This is a genomic window from Exiguobacterium sp. EF_C8, assembly GCF_054956715.1.
Window position 1 is genome coordinate 814,176 of the sequence record NZ_CM143264.1, and the last position, 25,550, is coordinate 839,725.

General features: G+C 47.8%; 28 protein-coding genes. 25 read left to right on the plus strand and 3 right to left on the minus strand.

Features of this window, described 5'->3' with window-relative positions:
• Positions 1–29 precede the first annotated feature (29 nt).
• Positions 30–839: a Cof-type HAD-IIB family hydrolase gene (locus ACY2IG_RS04230; protein WP_308101143.1), complete on the minus strand. Its 810-nt coding sequence runs from the start codon at positions 837–839 to the stop codon at positions 30–32.
• A 198-nt stretch (positions 840–1,037) separates the two neighbouring features.
• Here ACY2IG_RS04230 and ACY2IG_RS04235 point away from each other — a divergent pair, with 198 nt between their 5' ends.
• The 15 genes from ACY2IG_RS04235 (at position 1,038) to ACY2IG_RS04305 (ending at position 13,364) form a co-directional block, all read left to right on the plus strand.
• Entirely contained in the window at positions 1,038–1,232 is a 195-nt protein-coding gene (locus ACY2IG_RS04235) for a YjzD family protein (protein ID WP_035409317.1), read from the plus strand.
• 63 nt (positions 1,233–1,295) lie between these two features.
• Complete coding sequence (gene iadA, locus ACY2IG_RS04240; RefSeq protein WP_290786524.1) at positions 1,296–2,429, plus strand: beta-aspartyl-peptidase; 1,134 nt, start codon at positions 1,296–1,298, stop codon at positions 2,427–2,429.
• Positions 2,430–2,442: 13 nt separating this feature from the next.
• Positions 2,443–2,931 (plus strand): thioredoxin family protein, encoded by a 489-nt coding sequence (locus ACY2IG_RS04245; protein ID WP_035409313.1) that lies wholly within the window; start codon positions 2,443–2,445, stop codon positions 2,929–2,931.
• On the plus strand, positions 2,924–3,703 hold the full coding sequence (locus tag ACY2IG_RS04250; RefSeq protein WP_462618398.1) for a phosphatidylserine decarboxylase: 780 nt from the start codon (positions 2,924–2,926) through the stop codon (positions 3,701–3,703). The genes ACY2IG_RS04245 and ACY2IG_RS04250 overlap by 8 nt, the downstream gene beginning before the upstream one ends.
• A gap of 59 nt (positions 3,704–3,762) precedes the next feature.
• Positions 3,763–5,103, plus strand: coding sequence for an ArsB/NhaD family transporter (locus ACY2IG_RS04255; RefSeq protein ID WP_035409769.1), 1,341 nt, complete (start codon positions 3,763–3,765; stop codon positions 5,101–5,103).
• A gap of 136 nt (positions 5,104–5,239) precedes the next feature.
• Positions 5,240–5,824, plus strand: a complete 585-nt coding sequence (locus ACY2IG_RS04260; protein ID WP_035409311.1) for a YqeG family HAD IIIA-type phosphatase — start codon at positions 5,240–5,242, stop codon at positions 5,822–5,824.
• Between the two features lie 143 nt (positions 5,825–5,967).
• Positions 5,968–7,077 carry a ribosome biogenesis GTPase YqeH gene (yqeH, locus tag ACY2IG_RS04265; protein ID WP_023467421.1) on the plus strand — a complete coding sequence of 370 codons (1,110 nt, stop codon included), beginning with the start codon at positions 5,968–5,970 and terminating at the stop codon, positions 7,075–7,077.
• Entirely contained in the window at positions 7,077–7,865 is a 789-nt protein-coding gene (aroE, locus tag ACY2IG_RS04270; RefSeq protein ID WP_329470253.1) for a shikimate dehydrogenase, read from the plus strand. Before yqeH ends, aroE begins: the two co-directional genes overlap by 1 nt.
• 2 nt (positions 7,866–7,867) lie before the next feature.
• Entirely contained in the window at positions 7,868–8,161 is a 294-nt protein-coding gene (yhbY, locus tag ACY2IG_RS04275) for a ribosome assembly RNA-binding protein YhbY (protein WP_023467424.1), read from the plus strand.
• Positions 8,158–8,727: a nicotinate-nucleotide adenylyltransferase gene (nadD, locus tag ACY2IG_RS04280; RefSeq protein WP_035409307.1), complete on the plus strand. Its 570-nt coding sequence runs from the start codon at positions 8,158–8,160 to the stop codon at positions 8,725–8,727. The genes yhbY and nadD overlap by 4 nt, the downstream gene beginning before the upstream one ends.
• Positions 8,717–9,292 carry a bis(5'-nucleosyl)-tetraphosphatase (symmetrical) YqeK gene (yqeK, locus tag ACY2IG_RS04285; protein WP_056060051.1) on the plus strand — a complete coding sequence of 192 codons (576 nt, stop codon included), beginning with the start codon at positions 8,717–8,719 and terminating at the stop codon, positions 9,290–9,292. Before nadD ends, yqeK begins: the two co-directional genes overlap by 11 nt.
• Positions 9,289–9,636: a ribosome silencing factor gene (rsfS, locus tag ACY2IG_RS04290; RefSeq protein WP_023467427.1), complete on the plus strand. Its 348-nt coding sequence runs from the start codon at positions 9,289–9,291 to the stop codon at positions 9,634–9,636. Before yqeK ends, rsfS begins: the two co-directional genes overlap by 4 nt.
• On the plus strand, positions 9,636–10,364 hold the full coding sequence (locus tag ACY2IG_RS04295; RefSeq protein ID WP_035409303.1) for a class I SAM-dependent DNA methyltransferase: 729 nt from the start codon (positions 9,636–9,638) through the stop codon (positions 10,362–10,364). Before rsfS ends, ACY2IG_RS04295 begins: the two co-directional genes overlap by 1 nt.
• A gap of 229 nt (positions 10,365–10,593) precedes the next feature.
• Entirely contained in the window at positions 10,594–11,202 is a 609-nt protein-coding gene (locus ACY2IG_RS04300) for a helix-hairpin-helix domain-containing protein (protein ID WP_308101147.1), read from the plus strand.
• Positions 11,202–13,364, plus strand: coding sequence for a DNA internalization-related competence protein ComEC/Rec2 (locus ACY2IG_RS04305; protein WP_462618399.1), 2,163 nt, complete (start codon positions 11,202–11,204; stop codon positions 13,362–13,364). Before ACY2IG_RS04300 ends, ACY2IG_RS04305 begins: the two co-directional genes overlap by 1 nt.
• Positions 13,365–13,400: 36 nt before the next feature.
• On the opposite strand, the gene ACY2IG_RS04310 is transcribed toward ACY2IG_RS04305, so the two are convergent.
• Positions 13,401–13,562, minus strand: a complete 162-nt coding sequence (locus ACY2IG_RS04310) for a YqzM family protein (protein ID WP_023467431.1) — start codon at positions 13,560–13,562, stop codon at positions 13,401–13,403.
• Between the two features lie 100 nt (positions 13,563–13,662).
• Between ACY2IG_RS04310 and holA the strand changes: the two genes are divergently transcribed.
• Together holA and ACY2IG_RS04320 are read left to right on the plus strand one after the other, a co-directional pair.
• Positions 13,663–14,664, plus strand: coding sequence for a DNA polymerase III subunit delta (holA, locus tag ACY2IG_RS04315; protein ID WP_023467432.1), 1,002 nt, complete (start codon positions 13,663–13,665; stop codon positions 14,662–14,664).
• Between the two features lie 12 nt (positions 14,665–14,676).
• A complete protein-coding gene (locus tag ACY2IG_RS04320) occupies positions 14,677–15,120 on the plus strand; it encodes a GNAT family N-acetyltransferase (RefSeq protein ID WP_462618400.1) in 444 nt (147 codons plus the stop codon).
• A gap of 126 nt (positions 15,121–15,246) precedes the next feature.
• Here ACY2IG_RS04320 and rpsT read toward each other — a convergent pair whose 3' ends face one another.
• On the minus strand, positions 15,247–15,507 hold the full coding sequence (gene rpsT / locus ACY2IG_RS04325) for a 30S ribosomal protein S20 (protein ID WP_023467434.1): 261 nt from the start codon (positions 15,505–15,507) through the stop codon (positions 15,247–15,249).
• A gap of 232 nt (positions 15,508–15,739) precedes the next feature.
• On the opposite strand from rpsT, the gene lepA reads away from it, so the two are divergent.
• The 8 genes from lepA to ACY2IG_RS04365 all read left to right on the plus strand — a co-directional run bounded on the left by lepA (position 15,740) and on the right by ACY2IG_RS04365 (position 25,548).
• Positions 15,740–17,563, plus strand: coding sequence for a translation elongation factor 4 (lepA, locus tag ACY2IG_RS04330; protein ID WP_056060060.1), 1,824 nt, complete (start codon positions 15,740–15,742; stop codon positions 17,561–17,563).
• Between the two features lie 58 nt (positions 17,564–17,621).
• On the plus strand, positions 17,622–18,767 hold the full coding sequence (gene hemW / locus ACY2IG_RS04335) for a radical SAM family heme chaperone HemW (protein WP_035409292.1): 1,146 nt from the start codon (positions 17,622–17,624) through the stop codon (positions 18,765–18,767).
• Between the two features lie 326 nt (positions 18,768–19,093).
• A complete protein-coding gene (gene hrcA / locus ACY2IG_RS04340; RefSeq protein ID WP_035409289.1) occupies positions 19,094–20,128 on the plus strand; it encodes a heat-inducible transcriptional repressor HrcA in 1,035 nt (344 codons plus the stop codon).
• A 24-nt stretch (positions 20,129–20,152) separates the two neighbouring features.
• Complete coding sequence (grpE, locus tag ACY2IG_RS04345; RefSeq protein ID WP_023467440.1) at positions 20,153–20,710, plus strand: nucleotide exchange factor GrpE; 558 nt, start codon at positions 20,153–20,155, stop codon at positions 20,708–20,710.
• 48 nt (positions 20,711–20,758) lie between these two features.
• Complete coding sequence (gene dnaK, locus ACY2IG_RS04350; protein WP_056060063.1) at positions 20,759–22,585, plus strand: molecular chaperone DnaK; 1,827 nt, start codon at positions 20,759–20,761, stop codon at positions 22,583–22,585.
• Between the two features lie 132 nt (positions 22,586–22,717).
• A complete protein-coding gene (dnaJ, locus tag ACY2IG_RS04355; protein WP_023467442.1) occupies positions 22,718–23,824 on the plus strand; it encodes a molecular chaperone DnaJ in 1,107 nt (368 codons plus the stop codon).
• A 25-nt stretch (positions 23,825–23,849) separates the two neighbouring features.
• Positions 23,850–24,797: a 50S ribosomal protein L11 methyltransferase gene (gene prmA, locus ACY2IG_RS04360; RefSeq protein WP_056060066.1), complete on the plus strand. Its 948-nt coding sequence runs from the start codon at positions 23,850–23,852 to the stop codon at positions 24,795–24,797.
• Between the two features lie 4 nt (positions 24,798–24,801).
• A complete protein-coding gene (locus tag ACY2IG_RS04365) occupies positions 24,802–25,548 on the plus strand; it encodes a 16S rRNA (uracil(1498)-N(3))-methyltransferase (RefSeq protein WP_462618401.1) in 747 nt (248 codons plus the stop codon).
• Positions 25,549–25,550 lie beyond the last annotated feature (2 nt).

Here is a 25,550-nt window from a genome sequence, read left to right on the forward strand (position 1 = left end):
ATATGCAGCAAGTGCCTTTTCGTATCTCTTCATGCGAGTCCTAAGACATGTTTTAAATAGTACGCGATACCATCGTCCTCGTTTCGCTTCGTCGTGCCATTTGCCAGGTGTTTTAAGGCAGGGATGGCGTTTCCCATTGCAACACCATGACCAGCATACTCGATCATTTCCAAATCATTTTCCTCATCACCAAACGCGACGATCTGTCGGGAATCAATCCCGAGATGATGCGCGATGTGAGCAAGACCGACCGCCTTACTTGTACCTTTTCGCATCACTTCGACCATGAATTCAGGTTTCACCCATTGACGATTAAGTACTGTCTCAGCATGGACACCGGATAGTTCGGAACGAATCTCATCGACATGTTCTCCTTTAGCATGAATCAAAAGTGACGTTGGTTCGTGAAGAAGTACTTTTCGTAAATCTCCCGTTGTGACCGACAAGGCGTGATCGGTATAAAATTCATAGATACCGACAGGATCATATTGAAAATAGACATGATCCGTGACTTCACAAACGATATTTTGTGTCTTTGTTTCAGCGACGGATTCCAAAATATGTTGGACGGTCTTGAGTGGAATTGGATGGTGCTGGACTTCAAAATGAACATTCTGCGGGTGATGGACGAGACCACCGTTAAAATTAACGATCGGTGTCGTCAAACCGAGCTGTTCGTAATATTTCCTGGCGTGACGAAATGGTCGTCCGGTTGCGATGACGACTTCGTGACCGTTTGCACGTGCACGTTGAAGCGCAGCGATGTTTGCCACACTGATCGTTTTATCATCCTTTAAAAGGGTGCCGTCGAGATCGACAGCAATTAAGTGACGAGTCATGATGAAATCCTCCGCTTTCTTTTCGTTAGTTCTACTGTAGCATACGAAGTGACAGTCGCCTGTATGAATTGATGAAGTTTTTCAAGGAAAAGAAAGCGTTTGAAAAAAACGGAGAAAGGCTGTTGCTTAGATTAAAAAATGGTATACTACAAATCGTAGGACAACACTATAGTACGTTATGGAAACGGAGGGGAAATCATGCGTTTTCTCGTTACATTCTTTTGGTCATTCTTACTCGTGAACACAGCCGTGTTCATCGTATCAGCGGTTGATGCAGTATCGTATAGCTTTGGATTCGCGACAGCGATGTCTGTCGTCACTTCACTTGTCGTCTTCGCACTCGATGCCGTCAATGAAGATTTAGGTCTTGGTCAAGGGACTAAGGCAGAATAAGGAAAAGCGAGATATCGTCACTTGGACGATAGGCTCGCTTTTTGTCTTAAGGAGGAATGAGCGATGATCGTTATCGAACAGGTCATGTGGCAACAGATGCCGCAAAATATCTACATAGCAGGAAATCAGATCATCGGAATCGGTTCCTATACCATAGATGAAGCACTGATTACACACCGGATTGATGGTCGCGGCAAACGGCTAGTTCCTGGTTTCATCGATGGACACTTACATCCAATTGGTGGAGGAGGGGAAGGCGGATTTGCGACACGAACGGCTCCGTTGACTGTTCGTGACATATTCGAAGGCGGTGTCACGACAGTCGTCGGATTGCTCGGAACAGATGGCTGGACGCGAACCGGAATTGATCTACTGGCACACATACGAGGATATGCCGCATCCGGTATTCGTCCATTTCTCTTGAGCGGAAGTTACATGGTGCCACCCGTCTTCCTGACACATTCGACAGGGCATGATATCGTCCTCATCAATGAAGTGATTGGCATCGGAGAGATTGCCATCAATGATCACCGATCGACACAGCCGACTGCCCATGAACTCGCGCGGTTAGCATCAGAGGCTCGAATCGCCGGCATGGTCAAAGGCGTGTCGGGAACGATGAACGTCCACATCGGAGACGGGAAACAAGGGCTTGATTTATTACATGAAGTGATTGAAACGACTGATATTCCAATAGGGCAATTTCTCCCGACGCATATCAATCGGAGTGAACGGATTTTTGAGGCGGGACTCGCTTGGGCGAAACAGGGCGGACGAATCGATTTCACGACGTGTACGACAGAAAGCTTCGTTGATGAAGGAGAGATTCCGGCAGGGCAGGCTGTTGCCCGTGCTCTAGCAGCGGGAATCCCACCCGAGCAGATCACGATGTCGAGCGACGCTGGTGCAAGTCTTCCGGCGTTTGATGATGCAGGTCGATTAGTGCGAATCGATACAGGAAAACCATCTTCCTTGATGCAAGCCGTGCGCGATGCAGTAGAGCATGGTGTTGCTTTTGATCAGGCAATTTCGACGATCACGCGACATGTCGCGGATGCATATGGCGTTCCGGGTGGGCAGGTAGCGACCGGAGAACGTGCTGATCTGTTACTGATTGATGACGCTTTGCAAATCGATACGATTCTTGCGAATGGTCATGCTATAATGATTCAGAAAAAATGGCTTATACCAGAATGACGGAGGGATAGACGTGTCAAAGAAGTCGAAACGAAAAAACACGAAAAAACCGCAATCCAAAGCGAACTGGATTACAGCGGGAGTCATTGCCTTGATCGTATTGGTTGGGGGATTACTGCTCGTCTTCACGGATCGTGATGATTCCGCATCGAAGAATGGCAATCTAACAGCTACACAAGTCTCGGATAAAGTAAAATCCGGTGACGAATTCTATACGTATTTCTATCAAACGGGATGCGTGCACTGCGAAAAAGTAAAACCATATCTTGTTCCGCTTGGTGAAAAACAAGACATTCCGTTCGAACAAATCGATCTTGCTTTCGAACAGTCAGCTTGGGACACGTTTGGCATCGAGGGTACACCGACGGTCGTTCATTTTAAGGACGGTAAGGAAGTAGGACGGGTAGCTGGTGAACAAACAGAAGACAGCTATAAAGAGTTCTTTGCTGGAAAAGAAGTAAAGGATTCAAAAGAAGAATCGTCCGGTGATCTCAATGATTAAAAAATGGTTCTACTCTCGCGTGTTCGAGTTAAATGGACACCCGCTTGTTGCCAAACAGCTGAAACGGTTTGCGATGAGCCGGGTCAGTCGTCGGTTCATCGGTCCGTTCGTTCGGGCATATGATTTGAATATGGCAGAAGCGACTCGGAATTTAGAAGCGTATTCGAGTTTACATGACGTTTTCATTCGTCATGTCAAACCGGAAATGCGACCAATTGATCAATCAGAAGGCGCATTCGTCAGTCCGTGTGACGGTATGTTGTCTGTCGTTGACGACTTGACGGCTGATAGCCGCTTTACCGTCAAAGGACAATCGTATACGGTATCAGAGTTACTCGGTTCCCATCACGAGGCGCAACAATATGTCGGGGGACGTGTGATGATCTTTTACTTGAGTCCGCAAAACTACCACCGTGTCCATGTACCGATGGACGGAACGATCCGGACCAGTTATACGCTCGGTCGGGATTCGGCACCGGTGAATGAGATCGGTCTCACACATGCGCTTCGTCCATTGACACGGAACTATCGTCGCGTGACACGTATCGTCCAAGGAAAACATGCACTTGAACATGTCATGGTCGGTGCACTCAACGTCAACTCAATCGTTCGGACAAACGAAGCAAAGGAACTTCGTCGAGGAGATGAGTTCGGATACTTTTCTTTCGGTTCAACGGTCGTCCTGATCTGTCCGAAAGATGCATTGACATTAGATACACAAGCGATTGGACCAGTTTTAATGGGGCAACGCCTCGGACAATGGCATTCATGAGAGCGAGGCGCCCGTTCGGGGCGTCTCCTTACGTTTAGGAGGAATGAATCATGCCGGCAATGGCATTAGCAGAAATCGGAAGTACACAGGTCCAGACATATATCGCACTTATCATTTTTTTAGTGACCTATGGCTTCATCATCAGTGAAAAAGTAAGCCGGGCGATCGTCGCTCTACTCGGAGCGCTCGCGATGGTCATCGTCGGCATTGTGGATCTCGAGACTGCATTATTTGAATACATCGAGTGGGGAACAATCGTCTTATTAATTGGGATGATGATTCTCGTTACGATTGCCAATCAATCTGGATTGTTTGAATATATTGCGATTCGTGCAGCGAAGACAACAAAAGGCGACCCAATCAAAGTGTTGATTCTATTATCCGCATTGACGGCACTTGGATCTGCCTTTTTGGATAACGTCACGACAGTCTTATTGATTGTCCCAATCACTTTCTCGATTACAAAGATACTTAAAATCGCACCGTTTCCGTTCTTGCTCGCCGAAGTATTATTTGCGAACATCGGTGGGACGGCGACCTTGATTGGCGATCCACCGAACATCATGATCGGTGCCGCGAATCCACACTTAACGTTCAATGCCTTTTTGCTGAATCTTGCACCGATCATCCTGATCATTACGGTCGTGACGATCGGCATTCTGTACTTCGTCTTCCGGAAGCAACTGCATGTCGAGGCAGAAGATCGACAAAAATTGATGGAAATCGATGAAAAGAGTTATATTGTCAGTCGAAAACTCGTCACGCGGAGTAGTGTCGTACTCGTTAGTACGATTGCACTCTTCGTATTGCATCCGATGCTTGATCGAATCGGACTCCATCTCGAAGCACCAGCGATCGCAATTCTTGGAGCGACCGTCCTGATGTTGCTAACAATTGAAAACGATCATCAGCTAGAAGGAATCTTTGCACGTGTTGAATGGACTACGATTTTTTTCTTCGCCGGACTATTTGTACTTGTTGGTGGAATTCAGGAAGCCGGTATCATTCGATATCTTGCGGAGAAGACGATTGATTTGACAGGCGGTGACATTCAGACGACAGCAACTGCTGTTCTTTGGTTGTCCGGTATCGCGAGTGCGACGATTGATAACATTCCGTTTGTCGCGACAATGATCCCGCTCATCAATGATGTCGCTGCTGGGATCGGACTTACACCAGCAGATGCGAAAGTGGATGTTTTATGGTGGTCCCTCGCACTCGGTGCATGTCTCGGTGGTAACGGGACATTGATCGGTGCATCGGCAAACGTCATTGTCGCGGGTCTTGCGACACGACAAGGTGAAAAATTCACCTATATGCGCTTTTTGATTTACGGAGCACCGATCACGATTGTGACGTTGATCCTATCCCAACTCTATTTGTGGATTCGGTATTATTAAGAAAACGGGAGGTTCGCCTTCCGTTTTCTTTTGTGCGTCGCTCTTGCTACCTGATTGTGCTATAATCGAACGATAAGAGCATAACTGTTTCTTAAACTTAACTATAGAGCTAGACCATTATCTGGAGGTTTTATTCTTGTTCAAACGACTTTATCCGAAACATTTCGTGGCTTCGATCTACGATATCGACCTTGAAATGCTCAAACGAAACGGTGTCAAAGCTATTTTGACCGATCTTGATAATACGCTCGTCGCATGGAATATCGCAGATGCTCCAGACGAATTGGTTGCTTGGCTGGATATGGTGAATAATCAATATGGTTTTGACGTCATCATCGTATCGAACAATAACGGAGACCGCGTTAAGAAGTTCGCGGATCCACTCGGACTGCATTATATTGCGCCTGCTCGAAAACCGCTTCCTATCGGGTTTAAACGGGCATTGACGGAATTCGGCTATCACGCGAAAGAAGTCGTCTTCTTAGGAGACCAACTCTTCACGGATGTACTCGGTGCAAACTCCGTTGGAATCGAAGTCATCCACGTTCAACCCGTCGTTAAGACGGACGGTGTCGTCACGAAATTCAATCGCCTGATGGAACGTGTCATTTTCCACCGGATGAAACGCAAAGGAATCTATAAATTGACACAACGCGTCAAGGAAGATCCTTCTGCACTGAAGCATCCGATCGAAACACTTCGTCAGGATAAGCAACAATAACCCTGTCAGATCGGTAGATGAAAGGGAAGGCAGTAGTCGCAACATGTACGGCGAGAGGTCGGAAGTTACGCTCTTGGAGTAGCGAGCAGGGCGCTACGGTGAAAAGAGAAGGGAAATCATTCCCGCATGCGGCTCAACATAATATGATCGAAGAAATCCACTGCGCTGGTTGTGGTGTCGCCATTCAAACGGAAGACACAAAAGCACCAGGATACGCACCTAAATCTGCACTTGATCGTGAAATGGTCATTTGCCAACGTTGTTTTAAATTAAAGCACTACAATCAAATTCAAGATGTATCTTTATCGGACGATGATTTCGTTAAAATCTTAGACGGAATTGGTCAAAAAGATGCACTTGTCGTTAAAATCGTTGATATCTTCGATTTTAATGGAAGCTGGTTACCGGGATTACATCGGTTCGTCGGAAAAAATGATGTCTTACTCGTCGGGAACAAAGCCGATTTATTACCGAAGTCATTGAATCCGAACCGTCTCATGAACTGGATGCGTCAAGCATCGAAAGAACTTGGATTACGTCCAGTTGACGTTCATCTGATCAGTGCGAAAAAAGGTCACGGGGTCGATGAACTCGCTGAGAAAATCGATTATTATCGAAAAGGACGCGACGTCTATGTCGTTGGTTGTACGAATGTCGGGAAATCGACCCTGATCAACCAAGTCATCAAACGTTTCGGTGAAGAGGATGAGGCCGTCATCACGGTCAGTCACTTCCCAGGAACGACACTAGATTTAATCGACATCCCACTTGACGATAACTGTAACCTGTATGATACACCGGGGATCATTAATCATCACCAAATGGCTCACTACGTTGATGCGAAGGACTTGAAGCTGATCACACCGAAAAAAGAGATCAAGCCGCAAGTCTTCCAAATCCATCCGCAACAGACGCTCTTCTTTGGAGGTCTTGCGCGATTGGACTATATGGAAGGGAACAAGCGTTCATTCGTCATCTATATGTCGAACGAATTGAAAGTTCACCGGACGAAGCTTGAAAAAGCAGACGATCTATATGCGAACCATAACGGTGAGCTGTTGTCTCCGCCGAACGAAAAGACGCGTGAGATGCTACCTCCGCTCGTCCGTCATGAATTCAGTCTTCGCGACAACATGAAGACGGATATCGTCTTCAGTGGACTCGGGTGGGTTGCGGTTCATGGAAAAGGTGGACGTGTCGCTGCTTATGCCCCGAAAGGTGTCGCTGTATCTTTACGTGAGGCGCTCGTCTGATGCGCTTTGCCGTCATCGGTCATCCGATTGCCCATTCACTTTCACCTGAGCTGCATACAGCTTGGCTGGAAGCGGCTGGGCTTTTCGGCTGTTATGACCTTATCGATGTAACGGAGCATGAATTGCCACGAATCATTACGAAATTACGTACACATCAGCTAGATGGAATCAATGTGACGATTCCCTATAAGACAGCAATCATTCCGTACCTGGATCGGCTGGAGCCGGCAGCTCAAAAAGCGGGTGCCGTCAACACGGTATACTGGAAGAATGGGCAGTTGATTGGTGCGAATACAGATGGAATCGGATTCGTCCGTGCGTTGACAGAACGTCGTCCGTCATTTCAAAAGACACTTGTCCTTGGTGCGGGCGGTGCAGCACGAGGAATCATTGCTGCGCTACCGGGAGATGTGACGCTCACGAACCGCACAGAAGAACGCTCTAAGGCGGTTGCCGATGAATTCGGAACACACGTTTTGCCATGGCACGAAACATTTGATTTAACGAGTTACGACGTCATCATCAATACGACCTCTGTCGGGATGGCGCCACATGTCGAAGCACGTCCGATTGAATTGACAGAGACGAACGCTTTGATTTGTGATATTATTTATCGACCGACGCCGACCCGTCTATTACGTGAAGCGACTGAAAAAGGTCTCGACACACTCGACGGCGTCCCGATGTTCGTCTTACAAGCGGCTGAAGCATTTGAACGTTTCACCGGACAAGCACCTGATCTCGCACTTGGCGAGCAGGTGATACGAAAGCAATTGGAGGAATTTTAATCATGTTAACAGGTAAACAAAAACGTTTTTTACGCGCGACAGCTCACGATTTAAACCCGATTTTCCAAGTCGGTAAAAATGGAGTCGGTGAAGCGATGTGCGCTGATTTGATGGATGCGCTCGAAAAGCGGGAACTCTTGAAAGTACAAGTACTACAAAATTGTGCGGACGCACCAAAGGATGTCGCACAAGAACTCGTCGCAGGAACGAATGCTGAACTCGTTCAAGTCATCGGAAAAGTCATCGTTCTCTATAAAGAATCAAAAGAGAACAAGACGCTCGAATTGCCACGATGAAAATCGGACTGATGGGCGGAACGTTCGACCCTCCGCATATCGGTCATCTCCTGATTGCCGAACAAGCGCAGGAACAACTCGAACTTGATGCGGTCTGGTTTTTACCAGCGAATGTACCACCGCATAAACAACGTACTGTCACAGACGCAACTAAGCGTCTCCGTCTTGTAGAAGAAGCAATTGCATTGAACCCTGCCTTCTCTGTCTCTGCGATTGAATTTGAGCGAAAAGAACCTTCCTATACGTATGATACGATTCGTGCACTCAAGCACCGATACCCGGAGCATGAGTTTCTGTTTCTAATCGGCGCAGATTCACTCGTTAGTCTCGATACGTGGTATCAAGCTGAACGGTTATACGAGGAAGTCGTCTTTGGTGCCGTCGCTCGACCGGGAAGTCGGTATTTGATTCCGCGTGGTGCCCGTGTGAAAGCGGTCGATATGCCATTGCTAGAAATTTCTTCGACGGATATCCGGCAACGGGTCGCGCGCGGACGGAGCATTCGCTACCTTGTACCGGAAGCCGTTCGACAACGGATTGAGGAGTGGAATCTATATGCGCCTTGAAGAAGCACGTCAAATCATTGAAAACACATTACCTGAGCGACGCTATGTGCATACGTTAGGTGTCGTCGAGACGGCACGACACTTGGCTCTTAAATATGGTGTTGACGAAGAAGAAGCAACACTTGCTGCCATGCTCCATGATTATGCAAAATACCGCGATACGAATGAGATGCGTTCGATTGCCGTTGAATTGAATCAACGGATCTTACTCGACTATGATGACGAACTACTTCATGCGCCAGTGGGTGCGGAGCTTGTGCGTCGAGAACTTGGTCTTGATTCAGACGTGATTTATCAGGCCATCGCGAATCATACAACAGGGGCACCTGGTATGCCGTTGCTTGATCAAATCATCTTCGTCGCGGATGCGATTGAGCCGAATCGTAGTTATTCGGGTGTCGAAGTGCTTCGTGAAGTAGCCGAACAGGATTTGACGGACGCCGTCATCGCAACACTCAGTCAGACGATTCATTTTTTATGTACAAAACAAGCTATCATCTTCCCGCGAACGATTGAGACCTATAATGCCTTCGTCGCGGCCAAACGAAAGGGGACCGTCCTATGACAGTCGAACAAGAATTACAATTAATCGTAAATGCCATCGACGATAAACGTGCTGAAGATATCGTCGTCCTGAATATGTCGAGCATCTCACCAGTTGCCGACTATTTCGTCATCTGTGAAGGAAATTCAGAAAAACAAGTACAGGCGATCGCGCGTGAACTCAAAGAAGTCGCGCACGAACATAACCTGCCGATCAAACGCCTCGAAGGATTCGATGCGGCACGTTGGGTGTTGGCGGATCTTGAAAACGTCGTCGTTCATGTCTTCCACCGTGACGATCGTGATTACTATAACCTCGAAAAACTATGGGCAGATGCTCCAAAGGTTGAAGTCGAGGTCAACTAATGGCATACGAACAGTTCGCCTACATCTATGATGAATTGATGCAAGACGTCCCTTACGATCAATGGGTTGACTGGGTCAAAGCATACGTTCCGATTGGAAGTACGATTGCTGATATCGGATGTGGAACGGGTACGGCGACGCTTGCATTAGCAGCCCACTATGAGATGCTCGGGATCGATTTATCTGAAGAGATGCTCGAAGTCGCGCAGGAAAAAGCGATGGAAGAAGGATTGACTATTCAATTCTGGGCGCAAGACATGCGCGAAATCGAATTGCCGACACCTGTCGATGCCGTGACGATCCTATGCGACTCCTTGAATTATCTCCAGACGGAAGAGGATGTCAAACAGACGTTTACGCATGTAGCAGCGATTCTAAAGGAGGGTGGACGTCTCTTATTTGATACACACTCCCCTTACAAAATGGAGACGCTGTTCAATGGGAAGACGTACGCGACACATGCGGAACAAAGCTCGTATATCTGGTTCGCGGATCCTGGTGAAGCGCCGCTTTCTGTCGTCCATGAACTGACATTCTTCATCGAGGAGGAGGATGGTCGCTATGAGCGTGTCGATGAAACGCATCATCAGCGGACGTATCCTCCGGCACAATACGTAACATGGTTACGCGAAGCCGGATTCCGGGTTCTCGCGGTCACAGGCGATTTTGGACCGGACGCTCCTTCTGAGACAGTCGAGCGGATCTTCTTCGTTGCCGAAAAAATGTAAAAGTGATTTCATCCGTCTTCTTTTAGCGATACACGTTCGTGTTGCTTGAAGGAGACGGATTTTTTTGTTCGTGAAACAGATGCTAATTCAAAGTAACGGTATGGATGGTAGGACTTTCATCCGACGAAACACCGCAGGATCGTGCTGTAAAGAATGGTTAGTGCGTATTCCTTCGTTTCCTGAAGTCTGTAGTGACCTGTTAGAGTCGTGGGAAAAGGAGGGATTCGTCTTGACCGTTCCACGTTTGCAACAGATAGCAGGTCTCGTCGTCGTCCTGCTGCTCATCATTTTATTGTTCGTACCATTACCCTCTTGTTCAAATGAAGCGATGGTCGATCAACCGTCCTTAACGGATAAACAACAAGAGGCAAAAGCAGAGCCAGCAGAAAAGGATACCTCGATTCGTGACAAACTCATCATGGTCGACGTAAAAGGAGCAGTAGAAGCGCCTGGACCTTATCAATTCCATTTGGGTGATCGAGTGAAGGATGCAATCGAAAAAGCAAAGACGACTGCGAAAGCTGACATTCGACAAATGAATCTCGCGGCACGTCTCATTGATGGACAGGAAGTCATCGTGCCGGTAAAAAAAGGGAAAGATCAGTCGAAACCAACGAAACGCTCAAAAGCAGAGATACCGAAAGGATTGATTGACCTCAATGCGGCAACGGCGGAACAGTTGATGGAGGTTCCGGGAATTGGTCCCGCCAAAGCAGAAGCGATCTTAGCCTATCGTGAGGAGAAGGGGGGATTTGCGACATATGAATCACTCGGAGATGTGAAGGGCTTTGGGGAAAAGACGTTAGAATCGCTTAAATCCTACCTGATCGTCTACTGATGCCACTTCATGTGCTGTTCGTCCTCTTACTCATCGTTGCCATCAAAGAATCGATTTGGTGGTTAGTGCTCCTCATGCTCTTCGCTGTCTTGAAATCATGGTCTTTTTCAATCGGTCGTCTCTTTTTTCTGTTCATTCTGAGTTGCCTATTCATCGGAATGGGTCATCTGTCACCTGAACCGCATGACGTCTCGTCTGTTGACATCTTGTCAGGGAAGCGTAATGGGGATCGAATTCGTTATGAGGCAGAGAGTAACGGTCAATCGGTTCTATTGACGGCAACGATTACGGAAGAAGAAACAGGATACGAACGAATCGGGCACTCCTGTCGCGTAAATACGGAACCGCTCGATGTCCGCCAACAATCGAATGCTGGAGGGTTTGATGAACAGCAATTCATGCATACACATCGTTACGCTGGAAAGTGGGAAGTCCGTTCATTTGATTCCTGTCATCGGACACCTGGGTATGCGGCAGAAGGAAGACGGGTACGTGAAGTATGGTTAAAGCGGATCGAAGAATTGTTACCACAAAAGCAAGCATTCTACGTCGAAGCGCTTGTGTTTGGTGAGGATCGACTAATGGATCAAGTGACGCTCGAACGGTTTAAGAAATTCGGCTTATTACATGCAATCGTCATCTCAGGATCACATATCGCTTTTTTAGTATTTAGTCTGCTGTATGTCTTACGAAAAATCAGAATGACAAAAGAAAAACGACTCGATATCGTTCTTATCTTACTGCCGATTTACGGATGGTTGACGGAGTGGAGCCCTCCAGTCACACGAGCTGTTCTTGTCGCGATCATTCTGTTGCTCGGTCGTCGTTTCCACAAACCGTTAGATCCGGTGGAGGTCATTGCAGGGGTAGCGGCTTTTCAATTGGCGATTCAACCGACTGTCATTTACGATATCGGATTTCAATTGACGGTCGGACTGACGCTGTTTCTTGTGCTGTCGAGACGACTAATGGGTTCGGTTCGTCGTCCTTGGAACTGGCTGCTGATCAGTGCTTGGGCACAGTTTGGAACACTCCTCTTTTTGCAGGGTATTGAACAGACGACTGTTTCAATTTGGTCGCCATTGTTGAACCTATTGATTGGTAGCTGGATTGAATGGGTGATTCTGCCGGGATCGTTCATTCTCGCGACACTTCCGTTCTTACCGATTCGTTCAACGTTTCAGATCGCGCATCAGTATGCGATTCAATGGATGGATCAAGTGTTACGACTGGCGGAGGATTTACCGTTGGCGATGGTTGCCGTTCCGGCATTTTCTCCGATCGTCTTGACGATCGTCGTTGTCGGAATGGGAATCGCTTGGTTCATTGCTGAGCGGAGATGGTGGGGGCATGGTCTCCCGTTGATCCTTTTACTTGCGGCATGGGGCTACACGGAGTGGCGCGCACCTGAGCAAGTCACGTTTTTAGATGTTGGGCAAGGCGATAGTATCGTGCTTGAGAAAGCAGGAGAGACATTCGTCGTGGATACCGGTGGCGTTTATCAACAAACGACGCATCCACTGCTCCGTCCGTTTGATCCAGGTAGTCATATCGTCGCTCCCTTTTTATTCACACGAGGAGAAGCCGAAATTGACGGTCTGATCGTGACACATGCTGATCACGATCACGTCGGTGGACTTCTAGGTGTACTGCGCCAAGTTCGCGTGAAAACCATTTATTTAGGTGCATATGACAACATGGATGAGAAGCGAAATGATTTGATTCGTTCCATCGAAGCCACTGGAACGCGTGTTGAGTTCGTTCAAAAGGGACAAACGATTCGTCCTTGGTTACAGGTACTTGCACCAACTGGACGAAAAGAAGAAGAAAACGATCGGTCTATCATATTACTCGCACAGATTGCCAAGCAACGTGTTTTACTGACAGGCGACGCTGGACTAGCAATCGAAGACGAGTTAAAGATTGGTCCGATCGATATTCTAAAAGCAGGTCATCATGGTTCGAACACGTCGACCGGTGAAGAACTCTTACGAAAGACGAATCCGAAGATTGTCATCTTGTCAGTCGGACGAAAAAATCGATACGGGCATCCACATCCGGACGTCCTCGAACGAATCGGGACAGATCGGATCGTCTTTCGAACGGATGAGGACGGGAGTGTAACTTGTTCTTCAGCGGGCTGTGAACCTATGATAAAATAAAAAAACAGCAACCCCCCAAGGTTGCTGTTTTACTGATTATAGACTTAAGAACTTAATTGCGACACCGATGATGAACAAGACTGCGAAGAAGCCGAATGATGCACCAAAACCAACGGCAGAGTCGAGCGCATCGTTGCGTTTTGATTGAATATCGTTCTCGAACGCGTTTTCACTTGGTGGGCGTACTGAATGTGCCATGCTGCATTCCCCCTTAATAGATTCCGCTTCTAGTATAGCGGAATAAAAGAGGATTATCTATGATGAAGTTAAGAACAAACTGTGAAATGTGGTGGGAATGATGAAAACTCCTTGGCTCGTCAACGGAAAATTAGCGAATTTATACTTATTATATGGAACGGAACGACATCTGTTAGAAGAATGGGAACGTGAAATCGTGAAAGCGGCTCTTCCGGACGGAGAACGCTTTGATTATATGAAAATCGATTTGAACGACCAACCGCTTGATGCGGTGCTTGATGAAGCAGAGACGGTGCCATTCTTGAGTGACTACCGTGTCGTCGTTGCAAAACCTGCAACGTTTCTGACAGGAGCAAAAGATAAAAAACAACATAACCTCGAACGGTTAGCAGATTATATCCTACAACCGGCAGACTATGCGGTCGTTGTCTTGATTGTCGAAGCAGAAAAGCTCGATGAACGAAAAACCGTCGTTAAACGATTGAAGGAGCGCGCGACGGTGCTGGAGGCGAAAAAACCGACGACCGAAGAGCTGTTCCGCTTCGTCCTGGATGCCGTCAATGACAAAGGGTACCGGATGGAACGTCCGGCGATCGAGCGGCTTATTTTCCTGACTGCTGAGATGTGGGGGACATTAGCGCACGAACTGGAGAAGTTGATGTTGTTCGCAGGAGATCGACCGACGATCGAAATCGAGGATGTCGATTTGTTGGTTCCGCGGACATTAGAGGACAACGTTTTTCAATTAACGGACTACTTGATGAAGCGTCAACTCGAACCAGCAATCCGTTTGATTCGCGACCTTGAAAAACAGGGACAGGAAGTGTTGGCCCTTCTTGGGCTGATGGCACGCCAATACCGGATGATGCTGTTATCGAAACGATTAGCAGAACAAGGATACGGAGAACGACAAATCGCATCGAAAGTCGGAGCCCATCCCTATGCGATCAAATTGGCATTACAATCTGCGAAGCGGTTTACCTTTGCGCAGCTCGAGCAAGCACTCATCGCCATCACGACCACGGATGAAGGCATGAAGACGGGGCGCGGTGATAAGAAGATTCTATTCGATGCGTTGATCGTTCGCTTAGCGACACTATAGAGGAGGAGAATGATGATGGAAGTCCAGCTCATAACAGCAGAAGAAGTCATCCCATTACGGCATGAAGTGTTGCGTCCGCATCAACCACGTGAAGCGTGTGTTTATCCAGACGATGCGCGTGCCTCGACGTTTCATCTCGGCGGGATAAAAGCACAACAAATTGTCGCGATCGGTAGTTTCTCGGAACAATCACATGCACAAGCGCCAGGAGCGACGTACCAACTTCGTGGCATGGCGTCGAGTGAACAAGTGCGTGGTGAAGGATATGGTCGGGCGCTGATCGAAGAAGCCCGTCGTCTCTTGAAAGAACGACAAGTGACAGCTTGGTGGTGTAACGCCCGCGTTACGGCCCTTCCTTTTTATGAGCGTCTTGGACTAGAACGTGTTGGAGAACCGTTCCTCATTGAAGGAATTGGTCTTCACTATGTCATGATCGACCGTCTAGACGACAACTAAGACAGCAAATGGCGGACGAAGGAATCGTTTCACACGAGTCCTTCGTCCGCCATTTCAGATCATATAAAAAATCGCCACTGGAGATACCTCCTAGTGGCGACCCATCACCGTATTCTTCGGAAAGAATTAAAGTGCGTTTACGAGTTTAGCGAGACGTGATTTGTCACGACCAGCTTTGTTGCTGTGGATGAGACCTTTAGCAGCAGCTTTGTCGATTTTTTTAGAAGCTGTAGCGAAAGCAAGGACCGCTTGGTCTTTGTTACCTTCAGCTGCGAAAGTTTCGACTGCTTTAATCGCTGAACGCATTGCCGATTTACGTTGTACGTTAGCGACGCGGCGTTTTTCAGCTGTTTTAACGCGTTTGATTGCTGATTTAATGTTAGCCATGGATGATTCACCTCCAATAAAACTCATTCGAGATTTATATTCGCATATCTGCAGTTATCGTTCAACAGAACAAACACAATTGTAGCAAACGTTTTTCTTAAAAGCAATACGACGTCTAGGGAATCTTCACATTTTGTTTTTCGGGTAAAACAAAACGAGATAGTACAGTGAAGCGCTTTTTGGTATAATGAACCGTATGTACGTTTGAAAATAAGGTAAGGTGACTCTAAACATGACGAATGAAGACCGTTTAAAGCGGCAGAAGAGTATTCGTAACTTCTCGATCATTGCCCATATCGATCACGGGAAGTCGACACTCGCTGACCGAATTTTAGAAAAAACTGGCGCGTTGACATCGCGCGAAATGAAAGATCAGACACTTGATGCCATGGAGCTCGAACGTGAGCGTGGCATCACGATTAAACTCAACGCTGTTCAATTGAAGTATACAGCAAAAGACGGGGAAGATTACATTCTTCACCTCATTGATACACCGGGACACGTCGACTTCACATATGAAGTCTCGCGTTCACTGGCAGCTTGTGAAGGGGCTGTCCTCGTCGTCGATGCGGCGCAAGGAATCGAAGCGCAGACGCTTGCGAACGTTTACTTAGCACTCGACAACGATCTCGAAATCCTCCCGATCATCAACAAAATCGATTTGCCTTCTGCAGACGTCGAACGCGTCCGTCAAGAAATCGAAGATGTCATCGGACTTGATGCGTCTGAAGCCGTTCCGACATCCGCGAAAGCCGGAATCGGAATCGAAGAAATTCTCGAACAGATCGTCGAGAAAGTACCAGCTCCGACGGGTGATCCCTCTGCACCGCTTGAAGCATTGATCTTCGACTCGTACTATGATGCGTATCGTGGTGTTGTTGCCTCGATTCGAGTCGTCAACGGAACAGTTAAGGTTGGCGATAAAATCCGAATGATGTCGACAGGTAAGGATTTCGAAGTCCTTGAACTTGCTGTTGCAACACCAAAACCATTACGTCAGCAAGAATTGACAGTTGGTGATGTTGGAACGTTGTCGGCCTCGATCAAAACGGTCGGCGATGTACGTGTCGGGGATACGATTACGCTCGCGAAACAGCCGGCTGCTGAAGCACTGCCAGGATACCGAAAAATGAATCCGATGGTGTACTGTGGACTCTATCCGATCGATGCTGCGAAATACAATGATTTACGAGAAGCACTTGAAAAACTGCAACTCAGTGACGCGGCGCTCGAATTCGAACCAGAGACTTCACAAGCACTCGGATTCGGATTCCGTTGTGGATTCCTCGGGATGCTCCACATGGAAATCATTCAGGAGCGGATCGAACGTGAGTTCAACATCGATATGATCACGACGGCACCGTCCGTTATCTATCACGTGACGACGACAGCGGGTGAAGTCTTGCATGTTGATAACCCATCGAAGATGCCGGATCAGCAAAAAGTTGAATTCATTGAAGAGCCGTTCGTTAAGGCTGCTGTCATGACACCGAATGATTACGTTGGTGCAATCATGGAGTTGTGTCAGAAGAAACGCGGAACATTCGTCGATATGCAATACATCGATACGACACGTGTCAAAATCACCTATGAATTGCCGTTATCTGAGATCGTCTACGATTTCTTTGATCAGTTGAAATCGAGTACAAAAGGATATGCGTCACTTGATTATGAATTGATCGGCTATCAACAGTCGCGTCTCGTCAAGATGGATATCCTTCTTAATAACGAAAACGTCGATGCGCTCAGCTTCATCGTTCACCGTGACTTCGCGTACGAACGTGGAAAGGTCATCGTTGATAAGCTGAAGGAATTGATTCCGCGGATGCAGTTCGAAGTGCCGATTCAGGCAGCAGTCGGAACAAAGATTGTCGCGCGTTCGACGATTAAAGCATTACGGAAGAACGTTCTCGCGAAATGTTACGGGGGAGACATCTCTCGGAAACGGAAGTTGCTCGAGAAGCAAAAAGAAGGTAAGAAACGCATGAAGATGGTAGGCTCAGTAGAGGTACCGCAAGAAGCCTTCATGTCCGTTCTATCTATGGACGAAGATTAAACAGGTGGGGGGCGCTTGCGTCCCCTTTTTGGTTTTTATAGAGAAAGGATGAGGCGAAATGGGAATACGCGCCGCATATGTCCACATCCCTTTTTGTGAACATATTTGTTACTACTGTGATTTCAATAAAGTCTTTTTAAAGAATCAGCCCGTCGATGAATACCTCGATGCGCTTGAACGCGAAATCGAACTGACGCTGAAACAATATCCGACGGATCATCTCGAGACGATCTTCATTGGTGGTGGCACACCAACTGCTTTGAATGAACCACAGATGCAACGTTTAATGGAAATCATTCAAAAGCATTTGTTGCCACTAACAGGTGACGATTTAGAGTATACGGTCGAGTCGAATCCGGACGGTGTATCGGAAGAGAAACTTGATATCATGAAGACAGGTGGTGTCAATCGTGTCAGTTTCGGTGTCCAATCGTTTGACGATGGTTTGCTCGAACGCATCGGTCGAACGCACCGGGAAGCGAAAGTCGCGCAGACGCTCGATGCAGCAGCGAAACGATTTAATAACATCTCCGTCGACTTGATGTTCGGATTACCGAATCAGACACTCGATCAGGTCCGCTACGACGTTACTCGGGCGCTACAATTACCGATTACGCATATTTCATCCTATTCATTGATTTTAGAACCACACACGGTTTTTGCGATTCAAGAGCGAAAAGGAAAACTACCGCTACCGACGCAAGATCTCGAGGCAGAGATGTATCAAGTGATGATCGAAACGATTGAAGCAGGTGGTTATGCACAGTATGAGATCTCGAACTTCGCAGAAGTTGGAAAAGAGAGTCGGCATAATCGCGTCTACTGGGAAAACGATGAGTACTACGGATTTGGTGCAGGCTCACATAGCTATATCAATCAGACGCGTCGTGCGAACATCGCACCGATTCCGCACTATATCAAGGCGGAAGGGTTACCGGTTCGAAAAGAGACGCCGTTGACGAACGTTGAGCGGATGGAAGAAGAGATGTTCCTCGGTCTTCGAATGAAGGACGGCGTATCGCTCGAGCGTTTCCAGGAGAAGTATGGAGTAGCGTTTAAAGATGTATTTGGTGAAGTCATGAAACGGTTGTTGCCAAACGGTCTCGTCGAGCAGACGGAGACACATATCCGTTTGACGCCAGCCGGAATTCCGCTAGCGAACGAAGTCTTTGCAGAGTTCATTGGTGAAGCGCAAGTACAATGACATAAGAGTAGCTGAAATCAATGAAAATGAGAGAAGCGGTGTTTCCCAAATGTGGAACACCGCTTCTCTCATTTTTTCGACTTCCTTAAAAAATACGCAGTCGTTCCGATGACCGCGATGAACAGCCAGACAAAGACTCCCGCCATTGCCAATAATTCAATCATCCGATTCATCCTTTCCGTTCTTTGTTTCACTGTATCGCAGAATGGGAAACTGTTCAAAGGGTCACGCAATTCGGTTGACATCGGGCGGACAATTCCTTATAGTAAAAGATGTAATTAGCACTCGTTAAAAGTGAGTGCTAACAAAATAAGGTGGTGAAGAAGGTGCTGACGGATCGTCAATTGTTGATTTTACGTGCAATCGTCGATGATTATATCAAGACTGCTCAACCCGTCGGCTCACGGACGCTCTCAAAACGAGACGACGTGACGTTCAGTTCCGCGACCATTCGTAACGAGATGGCGGACCTCGAAGAGATGGGTCTGATTGAAAAGCCACACACTTCCGCAGGACGGATTCCTTCCGAACTCGGATATCGTTTTTATGTCGACCATCTGATTCGTCCGGAAAACATCACACCAAAAGAAGCACAGGCATTGAAGTCACTCTTTGCCCATTCCGTGAATGAGAATGATCGGTTGATTCGGCACACAGCAGACCTGTTGAGTGATTTAACCCATTACACGACACTTGTACTTGGACCAAAAGAAGACGGACAACGACTGCATCATCTAGAATTAATTCCTCTTGCCGAGGGTCGTGTCGTCATCGTTCTCGTCACAGAGACGGGACATGTTGAACACAAGACATTGCAATTGAATCAAGCGTTGTCCCAGGAAGCAGCGAGCCGACTGATGGAACGTCTGAACCAGACGTTGCGCGGTACGCCGCTCTCAGCCTTACGCAGTCGTCTGCTTGAGGAAATCCGTCGCTTCCGTTCAGAGCATTCTGAGCAGACGGTATTGCTCTCGAAAGCACTTGATCTCGTCTTGACGGATCAAGAGGAGCGACCGTTCATTTATTTGGGCGGGAAAGCCAACATGTTCGATCAGCCTGAATTTCAGGACGTCGCAAAACTACGACCTGTTCTCGAACTGATCGAACAGCAAGAAGCTGTTCTCGATTTCCTACGACCGAATCTCGATAATCAAATCTTGATTACGATCGGGAGTGAGAACAATATGGATGCATTAAAAGATTGTAGCGTCATCCGGGCCCATTATTCGGTCGACGGTGTCTCAATTGGGACACTCGCATTGATCGGACCGAAACGGATGGATTACAACCGGGGAATCAACTCGATCATCCATCTACTTCAAGCATTCCAAACCGAATTGCATAAGAACAATTTGGATTGAATATAGAAAGGGGCTCGATTCAGAGTGGAAGAAAAAGAACAGAATCAAAACCTCCAACAAGAAGAAAACGTGACAGAGCCGACTGAAACCGTCGAAGTCACAGAAGAAGAAGTCATCCAAGCGGATCTCGTCGAAGACGAGAAGCCGGACTTCGAAGCACAACTCGCAGAAGCAAAAGCTTCAGAATTACGCCTCCGTGCGGATTTTGAGAACTTCAAGCGTCGTAACCGTGTCGAAGCAGAGAACCGCGCGAAGTATTCTTCACAAGCGATCGTCGAAAAGCTGTTGCCACTCGTCGATAACTTGGACCGGGCGCTCCAAATCGAGACGGAAAACGAGGAGACGAAATCTGTCTTGACGGGTGTCGAGATGGTAAAACGTCAACTCGTCGAAACGCTTCAAAATGAAGGCGTCGTCGAGATTCCAGCTGTCGGTGAAGCGTTCGATCCGAACTTACACCAAGCGGTCGTTCAAGAAGCGAGCGAAGAACACGAGTCAGGTGTCGTCATCGCTGAATTCCAAAAAGGGTACAAATTGCACGATCGTGTGATTCGTCCGAGTATGGTTAAAGTAGCTGAGTAATCAGCCTGTACTTCATTATTCCAATCATTGAAAGCGAGGAAATAGATCATGGCAAAAATCATCGGTATTGACTTAGGTACAACGAACTCATGTGTTGCAGTAATGGAAGGTGGCGAACCCGTCGTCATCGCTAACGCAGAAGGAAACCGTACGACACCATCTGTCGTCGCATTCAAAAACGGTGAGCGTCAAGTAGGGGAGGTTGCAAAACGTCAAGCAATCACGAACCCGAACACGATCATGTCGATCAAACGTCATATGGGTACAGACTATAAAGTAGAAGTTGAAGGCAAAGACTACACACCACAAGAAGTCTCTGCGATCATCCTTCAAAAATTAAAAGCGCAAGCAGAAGACTACCTCGGTGAAAAAGTCACAGAAGCTGTCATCACAGTACCGGCTTACTTCAACGATGCAGAACGCCAAGCGACAAAAGACGCTGGTACAATTGCTGGTCTTGATGTAAAACGGATTATCAACGAGCCTACAGCAGCAGCGCTCGCTTACGGTCTCGAAAAAGGCGAAGATCACACGATCCTCATCTATGACCTTGGTGGCGGTACGTTCGACGTGTCGATCCTTGAGCTCGGTGATGGCGTCTTTGAAGTAGTTTCAACTGCAGGTGACAGCCGTCTTGGTGGAGATGATTTCGACCAAAAAATCATCGATCATCTCGTAGCAGAATTCAAAAAAGAAAACGGCATCGATCTTGCTCAAGACAAGATGGCGCTTCAACGTTTAAAAGATGCAGCTGAAAAAGCGAAAAAAGATCTTTCAGGTGTTTCTTCAACACAAATCAGCCTTCCGTTCATCACAGCTGGCGCATCAGGTCCACTTCACTTGGAAATGACGCTTTCACGTGCGAAATTCGATGATCTCACAGCAGATCTTGTTGAACGTACGATGGAACCAACACGCCGTGCTATGAACGATGCAGGTCTGACACCAGACAAAATCGACAAAATCATCCTCGTTGGTGGTTCAACTCGTATTCCTGCAGTTCAAAAAGCAATCCAGGACTTCACTGGTAAAGAATCGTTCAAAGGAGTTAACCCGGATGAAGTCGTTGCCCTCGGTGCAGCGGTTCAAGGTGGCGTATTGACTGGAGACGTCAAAGACGTCGTTCTTCTCGACGTAACTCCACTCTCACTCGGTATCGAGACAATGGGTGGCGTGATGACGAAATTGATCGATCGTAACACGACGATCCCAACTTCAAAATCACAAGTCTTCTCAACTGCAGCAGACAGCCAACCAGCTGTTGATATCCACGTCCTTCAAGGGGAACGTCCAATGGCAGCAGATAACAAAACGCTCGGTCGCTTCCAGTTGACGGACATTCCACCAGCACCACGTGGCGTGCCACAAATCGAAGTTAAATTCGACATCGATGCGAACGGTATTGTTAACGTTTCTGCAAAAGATCTCGGAACAAACAAAGAACAGTCAATCACGATCCAATCATCAAGCGGCTTGACTGAAGCGGACATCGAGCAAATGGTCAAGGATGCAGAAGCAAATGCGGATGCAGACAACAAGCGTAAAGAAGAAGTTGAATTACGCAACGAAGCAGACCAACTCGTCTTCGCAACAGACAAAGCGATCAAAGATCTTGGTGAGCAAGTCGCTGACGCTGATAAAGAAAAAGCAGAAGCTGCAAAAGAAAAAGTAACAAAAGCTCTCGAAGGAACAGACATCGAAGCAATCCGTGCTGCAAAAGACGAATTGTCGACAGTCGTTCAAGAGTTGACACAAAAAGTCTACGAGAACATGGCACAGCAACAAGCTGGCGCTGAAGGCGCACAAGCTAGTGGTCAAGACGACAATGTCATGGACGCTGAGTTCGAAGAAGTTGACGAGAAAGACAACAAGTAATTCATCCGACCGATTTTTCGGGCGCTAGAGAGAGCCAAAGCGTATCCGCGCTTTGGCTCTTTCCATGTCGCACGAAGTTCGGTAAAATCAAACAGTATGAAATGAATCGGAATAGAGAGAGGAAGACTGCACGTGGAAAAACGCGATTATTATGAAGTACTAGGCGTCGCGCGCGATGCCTCATCAGCGGAAATCAAACGCGCCTACCGAAAGCTTGCCCGGACGTACCACCCGGACGTCAACAAGGAAGCCGATGCGGATGCAAAATTCAAGGAATTATCGGAAGCGTATGAAGTGTTGTCCGATGACAATAAACGAGCACGTTATGACCAATTCGGTCATCAAGATCCATCACAAGGTGGCGGTGGATTCAGTGGAGCTGAAGGATTTGGCGACATCTTCGACATGTTCTTCGGTGGCGGACGTCGTCAAGATCCAAATGCCCCACGTAAAGGACAGGACTTACAATACGTTGAGGAAATCGACTTCATGGAATCGGTCACAGGCGTCGAGAAGACGATCACGATCCCAGTCGAAGAAGATTGCGGTACATGTCATGGTTCGGGTGCTAAACCAGGAACACATCCAGAAACATGTAAACGATGCGGTGGTTCGGGGCACATCAACGTCGAACAAAACACGATGTTCGGTCGTGTCGTCAACCAAACAACGTGTTCGACATGTCATGGTCGTGGACAAATCGTCAAGGAGCCATGTGAAACATGTCGTGGAGCTGGTCGTGTCCGTAAAAACAAAGATGTCCGTGTCAAAATTCCAGCAGGGATCGACAATGGGCAACAAATTCGTTTAGCAGGCAAAGGGGAAGCCGGTGTCAACGGTGGACCAGCAGGTGACTTGTATGTCGTCGTCCGTGTCGCAGCACACGAACTGTTCGAACGCGTCGACGATCATATCGTCATGGATATGCCACTTACATTCGCGCAAGCAACACTCGGTGATGAGATCGAAGTGCCGACCGTTCATGGCAAGGTCAGTCTGAAGATTCCAGCGGGCACACAGACAGGATCACGTTTCCGTCTCCGCGGAAAAGGGATGCCGAACGTCCGGTCCGGTCACCATGGTGACCAATACGTCAACGTCGTCGTCATCACACCGAAGAATCTGACGGAACGTCAAAAAGAACTATTACGGGAATTCAATGAAATCAGCGATGAAAAAGGTGTCGAAGAGCAACACGAAGGTGTCTTCAGCCGGATCAAGACATTCTTTACAGGGTGATCACTACAGAGGAGCGTGACAAGAAATGAAATGGTCAGAGATCTGTGTCCATACGACACAAGAAGCCATCGAAGCAGTTTCAAACATCTTACATGAAGCGGGAGCAAGCGGAGTCGTCATCGAGGACGTCGAAGATTTCGAGATGATGTCCCACCGCGAAGATAACTTCGGTGAAATTTGGGATGAGACGAAACGAGATGAGTACCCGACTCAAGGTGTACTCGTGAAGGCATATCTTGCAGAAAGCAGCGATTTGACGGACACGATCAAAGGCATCGAACAGGACATCCAACAATTGACGAACTTCGGTCTGTCGATTGGCACGGGTGCTGTCACGCTGACTCAAGTAGATGAAGAAGACTGGGCACATTCATGGAAACAATTCTATAAACCGGTCAAGATCAGCCGCCACCTGACAGTCGTCCCGATGTGGGAAGACTACACGCCACAGCCGGGTGAAAAGATCATCGAGCTCGATCCAGGCATGGCGTTCGGAACGGGAACACACCCGACTACGGTTCTTTGCATTCAAGCAATCGAAAACTACTTGCAAGAGCAAGATCGTGTCGTCGATGTCGGTACAGGATCCGGTGTCTTAGCGATTGCAGCTGCGAAGCTTGGGGCAAAGGATGTCTTTGCACTCGATTTAGACGAAGTCGCTGTCAAATCAGCGACGGAAAACGTCGCTTTGAACAACGTCAGTGAGCAGATCACGGTCCGTCAAGGCGATTTGATGAAGGAATTGAGTGAGCCGGTCGAGTTGATCGTCGCGAATATCTTAGCGGAAGTCATCCTCCTCTTCGTCAAGGATGCCTATACGCTGACGTTACCAGGCGGGCATTTCATCGCTTCCGGTATCATTAGTCAGAAGAAAGATATGGTCGTACAAGCGATGCAAGAAGCAGGATTTACAATCGTCGAGACGACGAAGCTTGAGGACTGGGTCGCAATCATCGCGAAACGGGAGGCATAAGCGCATGCAACGGTATTTCGTCGAGCCCTCGATGCGTCAGGGAGATGTCTTTCATCTCCCGAAAGACGACGCACACCATATGAAAAACGTCATGCGGATGGAAGTCGGCGGAGAGATTCTCGTGCTCGATGGAACAGGTCTTTACCGGTGTCGCCTGGAAGCACTCGAGAAACAGGCAGCTTCTGCCCGTATCGAAGAGACGCTACCGATCGAGACGGAGCTACCGATTCGTGTGACGATCGCCCATGGATTGCCAAAAGGCGATAAGATCGAACTCGTTGCCCAAAAAGCAACGGAACTCGGAATCCATCATCTACGGATTTTCGAAGCCGACCGTTCCGTCTCGAAATGGGATCAGAAGAAGGTTCCGAAAAAGATTGAACGACTCGAAAAAATCGTCAAGGAAGCAGCGGAACAATCGTACCGTGCCCACTTGCCGACGGTCGACTTCGTGGCGTATGATGAAGTCTTACAGGATGCATCGAACTATACGGCTTGTCTGGTTGCCTATGAAGAATCAGCGAAACAAGGGGAGGCTTCCGTCCTCGCTACGACGCTTGCTGGACTGCAAGAGGGAGATTCCCTTCTTGTCGTCATCGGACCTGAAGGTGGGTTCGCTGAAGCAGAAATCGCACGTTTGACGGATGCCGGTTTTAAACAAGCCGCTCTAGGGCGCCGCATCTTACGGACGGAAACGGCACCATTTTATGTCCTTTCCGCCGTCTCGTATCATTTTGAATTGAAAGGGTGAAC

Coding starts and splice junctions, on each gene's coding strand:
- ACY2IG_RS04230 (WP_308101143.1), bottom strand. CDS start 839: ATGACTCGTCACTTAATTGCTGTCGATCTCGACGGCACCCTTTTAAAG.
- ACY2IG_RS04235 (WP_035409317.1), top strand. CDS start 1,038: ATGCGTTTTCTCGTTACATTCTTTTGGTCATTCTTACTCGTGAACACA.
- iadA (WP_290786524.1), top strand. CDS start 1,296: ATGATCGTTATCGAACAGGTCATGTGGCAACAGATGCCGCAAAATATC.
- ACY2IG_RS04250 (WP_462618398.1), top strand. CDS start 2,924: ATGATTAAAAAATGGTTCTACTCTCGCGTGTTCGAGTTAAATGGACAC.
- ACY2IG_RS04255 (WP_035409769.1), top strand. CDS start 3,763: ATGGCATTAGCAGAAATCGGAAGTACACAGGTCCAGACATATATCGCA.
- yqeH (WP_023467421.1), top strand. CDS start 5,968: ATGATCGAAGAAATCCACTGCGCTGGTTGTGGTGTCGCCATTCAAACG.
- aroE (WP_329470253.1), top strand. CDS start 7,077: ATGCGCTTTGCCGTCATCGGTCATCCGATTGCCCATTCACTTTCACCT.
- yhbY (WP_023467424.1), top strand. CDS start 7,868: ATGTTAACAGGTAAACAAAAACGTTTTTTACGCGCGACAGCTCACGAT.
- nadD (WP_035409307.1), top strand. CDS start 8,158: ATGAAAATCGGACTGATGGGCGGAACGTTCGACCCTCCGCATATCGGT.
- yqeK (WP_056060051.1), top strand. CDS start 8,717: ATGCGCCTTGAAGAAGCACGTCAAATCATTGAAAACACATTACCTGAG.
- rsfS (WP_023467427.1), top strand. CDS start 9,289: ATGACAGTCGAACAAGAATTACAATTAATCGTAAATGCCATCGACGAT.
- ACY2IG_RS04295 (WP_035409303.1), top strand. CDS start 9,636: ATGGCATACGAACAGTTCGCCTACATCTATGATGAATTGATGCAAGAC.
- ACY2IG_RS04305 (WP_462618399.1), top strand. CDS start 11,202: ATGCCACTTCATGTGCTGTTCGTCCTCTTACTCATCGTTGCCATCAAA.
- ACY2IG_RS04310 (WP_023467431.1), bottom strand. CDS start 13,562: ATGGCACATTCAGTACGCCCACCAAGTGAAAACGCGTTCGAGAACGAT.
- holA (WP_023467432.1), top strand. CDS start 13,663: ATGAAAACTCCTTGGCTCGTCAACGGAAAATTAGCGAATTTATACTTA.
- ACY2IG_RS04320 (WP_462618400.1), top strand. CDS start 14,677: ATGATGGAAGTCCAGCTCATAACAGCAGAAGAAGTCATCCCATTACGG.
- rpsT (WP_023467434.1), bottom strand. CDS start 15,507: ATGGCTAACATTAAATCAGCAATCAAACGCGTTAAAACAGCTGAAAAA.
- lepA (WP_056060060.1), top strand. CDS start 15,740: ATGACGAATGAAGACCGTTTAAAGCGGCAGAAGAGTATTCGTAACTTC.
- hemW (WP_035409292.1), top strand. CDS start 17,622: ATGGGAATACGCGCCGCATATGTCCACATCCCTTTTTGTGAACATATT.
- dnaK (WP_056060063.1), top strand. CDS start 20,759: ATGGCAAAAATCATCGGTATTGACTTAGGTACAACGAACTCATGTGTT.
- prmA (WP_056060066.1), top strand. CDS start 23,850: ATGAAATGGTCAGAGATCTGTGTCCATACGACACAAGAAGCCATCGAA.
- ACY2IG_RS04365 (WP_462618401.1), top strand. CDS start 24,802: ATGCAACGGTATTTCGTCGAGCCCTCGATGCGTCAGGGAGATGTCTTT.